The 12,489-nt window shown below is 73.0% G+C and carries 9 protein-coding genes; 6 read left to right on the forward strand and 3 right to left on the reverse strand.

Going from position 1 to position 12,489, the window contains the following annotated elements:
* Window positions 1-3: 3 nt before the first annotated feature.
* Together AB0K00_RS35870 and AB0K00_RS35875 are read right to left on the reverse strand one after the other, a co-directional pair.
* Window positions 4-2,787, reverse strand: coding sequence for a nitrate- and nitrite sensing domain-containing protein (locus AB0K00_RS35870; RefSeq protein ID WP_363529978.1), 2,784 nt, complete (start codon window positions 2,785-2,787; stop codon window positions 4-6).
* Between the two features lie 325 nt (window positions 2,788-3,112).
* Window positions 3,113-3,769, reverse strand: coding sequence for an aldolase/citrate lyase family protein (locus AB0K00_RS35875; protein ID WP_363529981.1), 657 nt, complete (start codon window positions 3,767-3,769; stop codon window positions 3,113-3,115).
* A gap of 122 nt (window positions 3,770-3,891) precedes the next feature.
* Here AB0K00_RS35875 and AB0K00_RS35880 point away from each other — a divergent pair, with 122 nt between their 5' ends.
* Window positions 3,892-4,332 (forward strand): hemerythrin domain-containing protein, encoded by a 441-nt coding sequence (locus AB0K00_RS35880; protein WP_363529984.1) that lies wholly within the window; start codon window positions 3,892-3,894, stop codon window positions 4,330-4,332.
* 54 nt (window positions 4,333-4,386) lie between these two features.
* Window positions 4,387-5,265, forward strand: coding sequence for an AraC family transcriptional regulator (locus tag AB0K00_RS35885; protein ID WP_363529987.1), 879 nt, complete (start codon window positions 4,387-4,389; stop codon window positions 5,263-5,265).
* Between the two features lie 13 nt (window positions 5,266-5,278).
* Here the strand turns inward: AB0K00_RS35885 and AB0K00_RS35890 are convergent, their stop codons facing one another.
* Complete coding sequence (locus tag AB0K00_RS35890) at window positions 5,279-6,001, reverse strand: TetR/AcrR family transcriptional regulator (protein WP_363529990.1); 723 nt, start codon at window positions 5,999-6,001, stop codon at window positions 5,279-5,281.
* 70 nt (window positions 6,002-6,071) lie between these two features.
* On the opposite strand from AB0K00_RS35890, the gene AB0K00_RS35895 reads away from it, so the two are divergent.
* The 4 genes from AB0K00_RS35895 (at window position 6,072) to AB0K00_RS35910 (ending at window position 12,416) form a co-directional block, all read left to right on the forward strand.
* Window positions 6,072-7,553, forward strand: a complete 1,482-nt coding sequence (locus AB0K00_RS35895; RefSeq protein ID WP_363529993.1) for a fibronectin type III domain-containing protein — start codon at window positions 6,072-6,074, stop codon at window positions 7,551-7,553.
* Window positions 7,554-7,637: 84 nt separating this feature from the next.
* Window positions 7,638-10,205, forward strand: a complete 2,568-nt coding sequence (locus tag AB0K00_RS35900) for a fibronectin type III domain-containing protein (protein WP_363529995.1) — start codon at window positions 7,638-7,640, stop codon at window positions 10,203-10,205.
* 97 nt (window positions 10,206-10,302) lie between these two features.
* On the forward strand, window positions 10,303-11,259 hold the full coding sequence (locus tag AB0K00_RS35905) for a MoxR family ATPase (protein ID WP_363530122.1): 957 nt from the start codon (window positions 10,303-10,305) through the stop codon (window positions 11,257-11,259).
* A 2-nt stretch (window positions 11,260-11,261) separates the two neighbouring features.
* Window positions 11,262-12,416 carry a DUF58 domain-containing protein gene (locus tag AB0K00_RS35910; protein ID WP_363529998.1) on the forward strand — a complete coding sequence of 385 codons (1,155 nt, stop codon included), beginning with the start codon at window positions 11,262-11,264 and terminating at the stop codon, window positions 12,414-12,416.
* The last annotated feature ends 73 nt before the right edge of the window (window positions 12,417-12,489 follow it).

Raw genomic sequence — 12,489 nt, forward strand, 5'->3', positions numbered from 1 at the left:
GCGTCAGGAGCCGGCCGGCCGTCGGCCGGCCACACCGCGGGCGTAGGCGGACATCGCGGCGGCGACCTTGGAGGGGTCGCGGCGCGGTGTGGTGGAGCGGTCCGCCTGCGACGGCACGGCGGCGCCCGGGACCAGGTGCCGCTGCGGCGCGCGGACCGGCAGGCCCGACGCGGTGACCGTGCTGACGTCCGGCGTGGCCGCCTGCTGGGCGGCGCGCCAGCCGGCATCGGCGCTGGACTCCCAGTTGGGGGGCTCCTCGGCGACAGGGACGGCGGCGACGGTGTACGCGCTGGGGACGGCGACCTCGGCCGGCACCTCGGTGGTGCGGAACCAGCCGTTGACCGACTGGAAGATCGGCAGCTCGATCGAGTCGTCGGCGTCGGCGAGGATCGAGGGCACCTCGGGCTCCGGCAGCGGCGGCCAGGCACCCGGCCCCGGTGGCATCGGCGTCGCCGTGCGGTGGTCGCGCGGCGGCGCGTAGTCCTGCACGGCCGCGAAGCTCTGCGTCTGGTCCTGCGAGTAGTCCTGGGTGTAGTCCGCCGCCGGGCTCGGCGACGCGACCCGGTACTCCTGGGTGGGCACGTCGAACAGGCTGGGCGGCGCGGTGCGCGGCGCGGGCGTGAACAGCTCCGCGGCGACCGGACGGGCCGGGGCACCGCCCCCACCGCTGCCGTTGCCGTTGCCGCCCGCGGTCGTGCTGTAGCCGGCCGGCGGGCCGGCGATGACCGCCGGCGCGAGCTGCGGCTGGCGCTCCGCGGCCATGATCGGGCGGAACACGTCCTTGGGGATGACCACCTCGGCGAGGGTGCCGCCGTGCTGGCCGGGCCGCAGCTGGACCAGGATCTGGTACCGGGCCGCGATGTGCCCGACCACGGTGAGACCCATGGCGCGCACGGCGGCGATGTCGATCGCGGGCGGCTGGGCGAGCAGCTGGTTGAGCTGGTCGCGCCGGGACGGCGCCAGGCCCACGCCCTCGTCGACGATCTGCAGGATGACCCGGTCGCCGAGGGCCCGGCCGGTGACCCACACCTCGGACTCCGGCGGCGAGTAGCCGGTCGCGTTGTCCAGCAGCTCCGCGAGCAGGTGCACGATCTCGTCGACCGCCTCGGCCACGACCGCGACGTCGTCGTCGACGCTGCCGAAGCGGACCCGGGTGTAGTGCTCGATCTGCGAGATCGCGGCCTGCAGGACCTTGCCCATCGGGGCGTCCTCGCGGCGGACGCGGGCCGCACCGGAGCCGCCCAGCACGAGCAGGCTCAGGTTGATCCGGGCCATCCGGGTGGCGAGGTGGTCCAGCTGGTAGAGCTGCTGCAGCCGGTCCGGGTCGGTCTCGTCGCGCTCGACCCGGTCGACCTGGGCCAGGACGGCGTCGACCAGTCGCTGCTCGCGGCGGGACAGGTGGACGAAGATCTCCGCGACGTTGGAGCGCATGACGGCCTGCTCACCGGCGATGCGGACCGCCTCGCGGTGCACCGCCCGGAACGCCTGTGCCACGTCGGCGACCTCGTCCGCGCCGCCGACGACGAGTTTCGCCGAGGCGCGGTCGGCGACCTCGTCCGGGTCGACCGTGCCGGGCGCGGCCGCCCGCAGCTCCGCGACGACCGCGGGCAGCTGCTCGTAGGCGACCTCACGGGCCGCGTCGTGCAGGGCACGCAGGCGCCGGGTGATCCGCCGGGCCACGATGCCGGTGAGCACGATGGCGATGAGCAGCACCAGGGCGACGCCGGCGATCTGGATCGCGGCCTGCGTCATCTGCTGGTCGCGTAGCTCGCCGACCTTCTCCACGATCGCGTCGTCGACCTTCTGCTGGACCCCGAACAGCAGGCCCGACCAGCCGGACATCGCGTTGATCCAGTCGCTGGTGATGAGTGCGAACTGCTGGCCGGGGCGGGCGCGGTTGACCTGGTCCTGCAGCCGTTGCGCGGCGATGACCTGCTCGCCGGTGCTGGCCTGCTCGTACCAGCTGCGCCACTCCGCCGGGGCGAGGTCGTTGAACTGGACCGTGGCCTCGACGAAGCTGGTCCGGGTCGCGGTGATCTCCTGCTGGAGCGCGGGGGTCAGCTCACCCGCGGCGACGGCGCGCAGGACGGCCGCCTGCTGCTGGCCGAGGGCCTCCGCCGCGCGGGACAGCGCGGCCGCCGCACGGATCTGGTCGGCCAGCTCGGTCGGGGCGCCGGACCGGGCCACGGACTCCCGGTAGGACAGCAGGTCGGCGATGAGGATGCGGTAGCTGAACGCGATCCCCGACACCGACGCGCGGGCGTCCTTGCGGACCTGGTCGCGCAGGTTGGCCAGGTCCGCGAGGTTGCTGTCGACGCGGCGCACCGAGTCGGGCACCTCGCTGATGCCAGCGCGGCGGTCGCGGTACGCCTCGACGTTGTCGTCGGTGATCATCACCTGCGACGAATACGCCTCCAGCTGCGCCGGCGCCGGGTTGAGCAGCACGTTGACGGCCGCGGCCCGCTCGCGCTGCAGGGCGTGGGCGAGCCCACCCGCGTCGGAGGCGAGGGCGGCGAAGTCCTGCAGCTGCCGGCTGCGGTTGACCTGCTGCACGGTGGTCACCAGCGCGATGCCGGCGAACACCACGACGGCGACGAGCGGCACGGCGACGATGAGGCGGAGCTGGTCGATGATGCGCCGGCCCGGGCGCTCACGCCGGCCACGCGGGTCGCGCTCGTGCGCGGTGGCGATGGCAGCATGGCGCGTCGGACGGCGATCGGGACTCAGCCGAGGGTCGCGCTCCTGCCTCGGGACGGGCAGCGACGACGAGCTCTGGCTTTGGGTCACGAAGAGTCCCCGCAGGCATCCGAGATTGACAATACGGGTCAGTCCTGACAAGCAGGCGCATGACGTTGAGCACAATCACAGCTCGGCCGATCGGTGTCAATACCGACGGTGCGGATGCAGCGCCGAACGCCTCGTTTTTCCTCATCCGTTGGGTCGGTGTACACGAACCCATACGGACCCTAACGGCTGCAACAGGCCCAGATTTGCCTGCTCGCGGGACGCGCGGCGCAACGGCGGCGTTTCCGGATTTTTACGGTACCGAAATACTTACACAACGCGTTGTCGACAGCACCAAGGGTGAGCGTTTGTCGTCAGTCACATAATTTCATGCCAATGTCGATGCGTTTGCAAATACCTTGTTCGCGATCTGCACCTGCTCGTCATCGAGACAGGTCCGGCCACGGAAGCCGAGCCGGCGCAGGACCTGCGCGGAGGATTCGCAATCGGTACCGGCGGGGCACGACGCGGCAATCGGCGGCTCGATTCCGGCGGCCGCTGCCGCGATCACCACCATCGACCGGGCCCACAGCAGTTCGTGTTCGTCCTGCCCAGGCTCGACCCGCAGCTGCCGCGCCAGTTGGCCCTCGGCGAGCTGGAGCCGGGAGACCCGCGGGGCGCGGGCGATCTCGGCGGCCTGCAGCACCGCGGCGGCGGTCTCCAGCCGCGGGACGACCGCGATCCGGCCGACCGGCAGGCCGACCGCCTCCTCCGCCTCCGCGATGACCGTGCCGAGGGCGGCCAGCTCGTTGGCCGACTCCGCGGCGACGCAGATCCCGGTCAGCGCGGGCGAGACCACGGCGCGGACCGCGTGCCGGCCCGGCTCGCCGCCCGCCAGCCGGGCCCAGATCGCGGGCCGGTCCGCGGCCTCGATCCACGACCGCACCGCGTCGGGGTCGTGGGCGCGTTCGAGGTCGACGACGAGTGCGTCCGCCTCGCTATTTCCGACATTTCGGATATCGGGGATATACAGCCACGACCTCATCCTCCGATCATCGGCTGAGCGGCGCGGCGGCGCACGTCACGCGGTGCGGTTTGACCGTTTGGCCCCTCTTGTCGGAGGGTATTCGTGCAGGCTGAACGGTGACCGCGACGACAGGGGGAGTCATGGCATCCGACGCCGTCACGCTGATCATGAATGACCACCGGATCATGGAGCAGCTCTTCGACCGGCTGCGCACCGGGTCGGGCGACCGGCAGCTGCTGCTCGATGAGATCGCCGCGCGGCTCACCGCGCACAGTCACGCCGAGGAGCTGCAGGTGTATCCGTCGCTGCCCACGGCCGAGGCGCACCACGGCGCCGACGAGCACCACGAGGCCGAGCGGATGCTCCACGACCTGCAACGGATGGGGCCGGAGGACGAGGGGTTCGCCGACCGCCTGGACGACTTCATCGCCACCGTCGGCCACCACGTCCAGGAGGAGGAGACCACGATCCTCCCGTCGCTGCGCGACGCCGTCGACGACGCCAGGCTGATCGAGATCGGCGCCGCGTTCGAACAGGTCCGCCTCGAAGAGCTGGCCGTGGCCGGTATCAGCGTCTCCTGAGGTTGCCGCCGGGCATTCCGTGCCGGGCCGGGCTTGGGTACAGTCGGCCTGGTCATGGTGCTTCTCGGCCCTTCACCGACCGCGGCCGTCGATGCGGCGCGGCTCAGCGACCTGCCCGCACACCGGGCGCCGCAGCGGCCGCAGGATCATGTCGTCATCCTGGCAAGCACCGGGCAGGGCACCCACACGCTCGACTTCGTGACCCACGCCTGCCGCCCCGGCACCCTGCTGTGGGGGCGGCCGGGCCAGGTGCACCAGTTCGGCGGCCAGTCGGGCTTCGACGCGACCGTGCTGGCCTTCCCGCCGTCGATCCTGCCGCCGCTGCCCGTCCGGCTCGTCGCGGACCCGTTCGCCCCGGCCTGCTGGCAGCCTGCCGGCGAGGACGAGGAGGCGATCGTCGCGGAGATCGCGCAGATCGCGGTCGACCGGGCCCGCGGCGACGGCAGCCACCTGAGCCGCGCGCTGCTGGCACACCAGGTCGCGGTCCTGCTGATGCGGATCGTCGCGCTGACCCCGCCGCCGCACTCCGGCCCGGCCGCGGACCTGATCGAGCTGCTGCGGGCCGAGATCGAACGCGACGTCACCCACCGCCGGGTCGAGGACTACGCCGACACGCTGCGCTGCTCCGTGCGCACGCTGACCAGGGCCAGCCTCGCGGTGACCGGGCGCACCGCCAAGCAGCTCATCGACGAGCGCATCGCCCTGGAGGCGAAGCGGCTCCTCGCCACGAGCGACCTGCCGGTCGCCGAGGTCGGCCGGCGCCTCGGCTTCGACGAGCCGACGAACTTCGGGCGCTTCTTCGCCCGCGAGACCGGTCGGGCACCGGGCGCGTTCCGGGCGGACCTGCTGCGCTCCCCTGCCGCACCCCGGGTGCTGCACCAGCGCTCGTCCCTGCCGGGCCGACTGACCCCGCTGAGCCCGCACACCGCCTGACCCGGGCCCTGGGCTACGGGCCGAGCTGGCAGCCGGACGGGCCGTCCGGAACCGGGATCGCCAGCTCGCTGGCGGCCTCCTCGCGGCCGACGAACGGCACCAGCGTGAAGTACGCCAGGGTCGGCAGCAGCGCCGGCAGCTGCTCGACCCGGCCCGCCGCGACGTAGCGGTAGATCGTCGCGTAGATGCCGCCGACGACCGTCTCGACCAGCTCCTCCGGCATGGGCAGGTCGCTGGTGCTCGGCGCCTCGCTGAAGAAGCGGTCGAAGCGCCGCAGCAGCTCGGCGCGCTCGGCCCTGGCGAGCGGGCCGGCCGCGTCGATCTCGACCACCGCCGTGGTGGCGAACGCCGGCAGCTCCGCCAGGACCTGCAGCAGGACGCGCAGCGCGGCGCGGGCGCCGTCGCGCCAGGCGGGCTCGGCCCGGTACGCGGACTCCATCAGGTGCAGCAGCAGGTCGGTGCCGTGCCGGTAGGTGGCGATCAGCGCGTCGTCCTTGCCGGCGAACAGGGCGTAGAACGCGGGCCGGGTCACGCCCGCGGCGCGGCAGATGTCGCTGACGGTGGCGTTGGCGTACCCCTTCTCGGCGACGGTGTGCACGACGGCGTCGAAGAGCCGCTCCCGCTGGTTGGCCGCGACGACCTCGGGCGGCACCCTGCTGGGCCCGCGTTTGATGGCACGGGCCGGGTCGCGCGCCTCACGGGCCCCGGGCAGCGGGCCCAGCGGGTGATCTGCCATCCCACAAGTATCGATCAGGCGTGCTGCGGCGGGGTGGCGCCGGGGGTACGGAACAGGGCAGAGTAACGGCGTGTCCTCGTCCGCCCAACTTGCCAACGCCGTGCAGGGTGCCCGCGCGGTGGCGGCGCAGGGAGATGTGCGGGGCGCGTTCGCGCTGCTCGACCAGGCCCTCGACGGGGCCACCGGGACGCTGGGCGGCGACGATCCGGACGTGCTGGCCGCGACCTGTGTGCTCGCGAAGTTCCACACCGACCTCGGTGAGCTCAGCGACGCCCGGCGGGTCCTGGAGGAAGGGCTCGCCGCCGGCTACCACCGTCTCGGCGACGGGCACGCGGTGATGCTCGCGCTGTCCTACGAGCTGGCCCGCATCGCCGACGAGCTCGGCAACGTCTACGAGGCGAAGCGGCGCTACGGGCAGCTGGCCAGGCTCGGTCCGGCCGCGCTCGGCGAGGACCACCCGAGCGTGCGGGCGGCCCGGCGGTATCTGGGGCTGCCCGAGCCGGCGGGTGCCTTCCACGTGCCGCACCAGTCGGCGCCGGCGCCGTTCGAGCCGCTGTCCGCGCCGACCGGCACGACCACGCCGTCGCAGCCGACCTGGCCGGTGGACCAGCGCGCCGGCCGGCCGCCGGGGCGGTCGGCCGCGTCCGTGGACGACCGGCCGATCTTCCAGCCCGAGTCCCGCCAGGAGGTCTGGCCGGCCCAGCCGGCAGCGACGGTCCACGAGCCGCTGTGGCGACCCGACGAGCACGACGACTGGGACGACGAGCCGGTGTCCCCGCCGCGGGAGACCCCGCGGGAGACCCGCCAGGAAGCGCTCCAGGGCACCGGCGACGCCGATTGGCAGCAGGTGGACCAGGGCGTGCTGCAACGGCCTGACACGCCTGCGTGGCCGTCCCCGACTCCCGCGGTCGACCCGACCAGCGGCGCCCCGTACCCCACCAGCGGTGGGGCGTTCCCGACCAGCGGCGGCGCGTATCCCACCAGCGGCGGCGCGGCCGTGCGGGAACTCCCGCCGTGGACGCTGGACCAGGCCACCGAGCCGTACGTGCCGGTGCTGCCGGAACCGCTGATCGAGCCGGGCATCCCGCGCCGCCGCTCACCCCTCGTCGCGCTCCTGGTGATCCTGGTCGTGGCGGTGCTCGGCGGGATCACCGCCGCGGTCGTGTCGTTCGTCGCGGCCCGGCCCGACCGGCCGGCCACCGCCCGGCAGGACGGTCAGGTGCCGCCCAGCGCGGCCGCGTCCGGCCCGGCCGGGGCAGGTGCGAGCGGCGCCGCGACCGGCAACCCGAAGGCGCCGGGCTCCCTGCGGCTGCGCGACGACAAGACGTCCATCACACTGACGTGGACCGATCCGTCGAACGGGTCGGTGCCGTTCATCGTCGCCGGCGGACAGCAGGGCGCACTGCGGCAGCTGCAGGTGCTCGCCGCGGGCACCACGACGTACACCCTGAACGGCCTCAGCCCGAAGCCCAACTACTGCTTCACAGTTGCGGCGGTCTATGGCACGGACAGCGTCGCGCTGTCGGATCTGGCCTGCACGCAGCGGAAGTAACGAAGCGAACGGATCTAGACACGCCGGGTGTGCACCACTCATTGACAGGAATATGATGAGCGCCGGTTTCGGGGAGGGGGCCGCATGGTGAGCTTTCGTTCGCGCAAAGGCGGCGGACTGGTCACGCTCGGCACCGTCGTGGGCCTGATCGTCGTCCTCGGGCTGACGCTGTTCGGCACGGGCGCCGCCAACAACGCGGTGGCCAGTTACGACGTCAGCTCCTGGCTGTGGAGCAACGACAAAGGCGAGGTCGCCCGGGTCAACGGCGTCACCGGCAAGGTCGACACCCGCACGAAGATCACCGATGCGCAGGGGCACACCATGCAGGTGACCCAGAGCGACAAATTCGTGATCCTGCGGGACCTGAACACCGGCAAGATCAGCGTGCTGGACCTGACCAGCCTGACCCTCGGCGCGACCACCCAGGCCACGCCCGGGCTCGGCGTCACCGTCGCCGTGCACAACGACGTCGCGTTCATCGTCGACACCGTGCAGGGGCAGGTGCGCCAGCTCGACCCGGCGACGCTGCTGCCGGTCGGCGAGACGGTGACGTTCCCGCCCGGCATCTCCGGCGGCACGTTCGACGACACCGGGCGGCTGTGGCTGCTGGTGCCGTCCGAGGGCACCGTCGTGGCGGTCAAGCCGGCGTCGACGACGAAGCCCAGCGGCGGGCAGGGCGGCGGGCTCGTGTCCGACCCCACCAAGGTCAAGACCGTGAGCGTCGCCGACCCCAACCACGACCTGGCGCTGTCGATCCTGGACACCGGCGTCGCCGTGCTGGACAAGACCGCCACGACGCTGACGACGCTGCGCGGCGAGGCCCTGAAGAAGGTGCCGCTGCGCCTGGCCGGCAACGGCGCGATGCCGCAGCGCACGGTCGGCGGCGACGTGCCGGTGACCGTCGTGGACGACCGTCACGTCTATGTCGTCAACGGCGACTCGGTCAGCGACTTCACCGTGCCCGGCGAGAGCCCGAAGCTGCAGCCGTGCGTGGCGTGGTCGGGGCGGTTCTACTGCGCCGACGACGCGACCGGCACCGTCTACGTGCTGGACGCCTCGGGCAAGCCGCTCGACGCGATCCAGATCAAGGCCGGCGGCAAGCCCCTCGAGATCGAGGTCCGCGAGGACCGGATGTTCATCAACGCGCCCGGCGGGGCGACCGCGCGGGTCGTGGACTCCAAGCATCACGTCCAGGTCGTCGACAAGTACAACAACGACGTCGTCGGCGGCGACGCCCCGCCGGTGCCGCCACCGCCGCCGCCGACGAAGCCGCCGGTCGGGCCGCCCAGCGCGCCGCCGCGGGTGACGGCGACGCCTGGCAACGCCTCGGCGCGGGTCACCTGGACCGCCGCGCCCGCCAACGGCAGCGCGGTGACGAAATACGTGGTGGAGGGCGACGGCAAGCAGCACGAGGTCGGCGCGAGCCAGCGGGCCCTCGACATCACCGGGCTGACCAACGGCCAGTCCTACAAGTTCACCGTCTACGCGGTCAACGCGAAGGGCAACGGCCCGAAGAAGGCCGCCAACCCCGTCACGCCGACGTCGCAGGTGCCCGACGCGCCGCTGAGCGTGGCGGCGACCGCCAACCCCGACGGCACGGTCACCGTCACGTGGCCGGCCGCCAACGGGCAGGGCCACAAGATCGCCAAGTACACGATCACGACCGTGTCCGGCGAGGAGTCGAAGACCTTCGAGTCGACCCAGCCGACGTTCAAGGTCCCGGCCGGTGAGCTGCCCTATGGCACGCAGGTCGCGTTCCGGGTCGCCTCGATCAACGACATCGGCGCGAGCTCGGGACAGTCGCCGCTGAGCGCGTCGGTCGTGCCGTTCACGAAGCCGGGCGCGCCCGGCGGGCTGACGGTCCGGGCGGTCACCACGAAGCGGGGCACGATCGTGGCCGCGTGGCGCGCCGCGGAGGACAACGGCGCGCCGATCACGGGCTATGAGGCCACGGTCAACGGCGAGAAGCAGGACCTCGGCACCGGCCTGTCGAAGGAGTTCGGCGGCTTCGGCGACAACGAGCGGGTCACCCTGCAGATCCGGGCCGTCAACAAGGCCGGTGAAGGCGCCGCGACCAACGGCGCGGCCAACACCCTCGCCGCGCCGACGATGCGGGTCGACGCCGGCAACAGCACGGCCGCGTTGCAGTCGATCACGGTGGCGTTCACCGCGACCGACGGCGGCGGCGCACCGGCGCGGTGCCGCCTGGACGTCGCCGGCGTGGGCGCGGTGGAGAACACGTGCGGCGGGTCGCTGACCATGGGCGGCCTGTGGCCGAACACTGGCTACGACTACACGGTCACGGTCACCAACGCGGCCGGGATGACGGCCGACGGCACCGGCTCGATCTCCACGCCCGCCTACCGGGGCACCGTGGTCTGCGGCGACGCGAGCTACTGCGGGCACGGCGCGCCCAACGGCGGCATCTGGGTCTACCGGACGGCGACCCAGAACGGCACGTCGGTCGGCGACGTCTACGCTCCCGACAGCTACACCGCGATCTGTCAGACCAACGGCTCCAGCGTCAACGCGAAACCGTGGGGCGGCAAGCAGACCGCCGTCTGGATCAAGATCAATTTCAAGGGCGAGAACTACATCCCGTACGCGTGGTTCGACCTGCCGAACGGCACCGGACCGTTGAAACAGTGTTGAGCGCATGTCCGGCAGGAGCACAGTGAGCACACCTGAACCACCCCTCGCACCGCAGCACGGCGCACAGCACGAGCCCGGTCCGCCCGGCGCCGAGGAGATCGCGGCGTCGGCGGACCTGGTCGGCCGGCTCGCCCGCAACGTCGAGTCGATCGTGCTCGGCAAGCAGCAGGTGATCCGGCTGACCATGACGGCGCTGCTCGCCGAGGGGCACGTCCTGCTCGAGGACGTGCCCGGGGTCGGCAAGACGACCCTGGCGCGGGCCATGGCGGCCAGCGTCCAGGGGCAGTGGCGGCGCATCCAGTTCACGCCCGACCTGCTGCCGTCCGACGTCACCGGGGTCACCATCTTCAACCAGGCGACCCGCGGCTTCGAGTTCCATCCCGGGCCGGTGTTCGCCAACATCGTCATCGCCGACGAGATCAACCGGGCCTCGCCGAAGACGCAGTCGGCGCTCCTGGAGGTCATGGAGGAGCGCTACGTCACCGTCGACGGCGTCCGGCACGCGGTGCCCCGGCCGTTCCTCGTCGTCGCCACGCAGAACCCGATCGAGATGGACGGCACCTACCGGCTGCCCGAGGCGCAGCTCGACCGGTTCCTGATGAAACTCGCCGTCGGCTATCCGAGCGAGGCCGTCGAGATCGAGGTGCTGCGCGGCGCCGTGACCCGCTCGCCGGAGGCCCTGGACCCGGTCACCGACACCGCTGTGGTCGCGCAGCTGGTCCGGCTGGCCCGGCGGGTGCACATCGCGGATCCGCTGCTCGCCTATGCGGTGCGGCTGGGCAACGCGACCCGCTCCCACCCGCGGGTGCGGGTCGGCGTCAGCCCACGTGGCGTCATCGCCCTGACCCGGGCCGCCGCCGCGTATGCGCTCATCGACGGCCGCGGCTATGTCGTGCCGGAGGACCTCAAGGCCCTCGCCGAGGCGGTGTTCGCGCACCGGCTGCTGCTGTCGCCCGACGCGCAGGTCCGCGGCGTCGCGCCCGGCGACGTCATCCGCGAGGTGCTCGACGCGGTCCCGGTGCCGGTGCCGGCCGCGGCACCCGCTGCGGTCTGACGATGCGGTTCACGTCCCGCGGGATCGGTCTGTCCCTGGCCGCGCCGGTCCTGCTCGCCGTCGGGTTCGTGTTCCAGTATGCGCAGCTGACCGTCGTCGGCACCGCCGCCGTCGCCGGCGTGCTGTTCGGGTTCGCCTACGTGTGGTGGCGGCCGCGGCTGACCGTGGCCCGGGCCGTCGACCCGGACCGGGTCATGCGCGGCGAGTCCAGCACGGTGACACTCACCGTCGGCAACAGCAGCCGGCTGCGCGGCGCCACCCTCATCGCCCACGACCGGTGCGGCCCGGCGGCGGTGCCGGTGCCGCTGCTGCGCCTCAAGGCCGGCGGCACCACCACTGCCTCCTACCCGGTGCCGACGGCCCGCCGCGGCGTGGTCGAGATCGGGCCGCTGCGGGTGGTGCGGCGCGACCCGCTCGGGCTGCTGACCCTGGCCCGCGGTTACGGCGGGGTCAGCAAGGTCTGGGTGTATCCGACGGTGCACCACCTGACCGCGGTGCCGACCGGCGTGATGCGCTCCCTCGACGGCCGGGTCGACCGGGTACCGCACGGCAGCATCACGTTCGACACGCTGCGGGAGTACGTGGTCGGCGACGAGCTGCGGCACGTGCACTGGCGCACGACCGCGCGGGTCGGTGAGCTGATGGTCCGCGAGCACCTGGACACCAGCCTGCCCCGCCTGGTGGTGCTGCTCGACGACCGGCGCCGCGCGTATCCGGACGCGGACCGGGCCGGGCTGTCCGAGCACTTCGAGTCCGCGTGCGAGGCGGCCGCGTCGATCGTGATGGCGGCGTTCCGGGAGGAGCTGCCGGTGACGCTGCGGCTGGCCGGCGGCGCGCACGCCGGTGGCAAGGACACCCGCGGCTACCTGGACCTGCTCGCCGAGGCGACGCTGGGCGCCGAGGACCAGCTGGATGCGACGGTGGCGCAGCTGCGCACCCGCCGGGTCGGCGACACCCTCGTCTATCTGACCGGGCCGGGTGGCGTCGCCGACCTCGGCCGGGTCGGGACGCTGCGGGCCGCGTACCCGTCGCTGGTCGCCGGCGCGTTCGGCACGACCGACGGCGAGGTCCCGACCGCGCTGGACGGGCTGCAGGTCCTGTCCGCCGCCGACGGCGCCGACTTCGCCGCCGCCTGGGACGGAGTCGGCGCATGGTGAGCCGGCCACAGGCCCTGCCCGCCGCCGGTCGGCGCATGGTGAGCCGGCCGCAGGCCCTGCCCGCCGCCGGCAT

Origin of the sequence: Dactylosporangium sp. NPDC049525, assembly GCF_040676755.1 — a bacterium.
In the GTDB taxonomy this organism is placed as follows: domain Bacteria; phylum Actinomycetota; class Actinomycetes; order Mycobacteriales; family Micromonosporaceae; genus Dactylosporangium.

Coding starts and splice junctions, on each gene's coding strand:
- AB0K00_RS35875 (WP_363529981.1), bottom strand. CDS start 3,769: ATGAGGTCGTGGCTGTATATCCCCGATATCCGAAATGTCGGAAATAGC.
- AB0K00_RS35880 (WP_363529984.1), top strand. CDS start 3,892: ATGGCATCCGACGCCGTCACGCTGATCATGAATGACCACCGGATCATG.
- AB0K00_RS35885 (WP_363529987.1), top strand. CDS start 4,387: ATGGTGCTTCTCGGCCCTTCACCGACCGCGGCCGTCGATGCGGCGCGG.
- AB0K00_RS35890 (WP_363529990.1), bottom strand. CDS start 6,001: ATGGCAGATCACCCGCTGGGCCCGCTGCCCGGGGCCCGTGAGGCGCGC.
- AB0K00_RS35900 (WP_363529995.1), top strand. CDS start 7,638: ATGGTGAGCTTTCGTTCGCGCAAAGGCGGCGGACTGGTCACGCTCGGC.
- AB0K00_RS35910 (WP_363529998.1), top strand. CDS start 11,262: ATGCGGTTCACGTCCCGCGGGATCGGTCTGTCCCTGGCCGCGCCGGTC.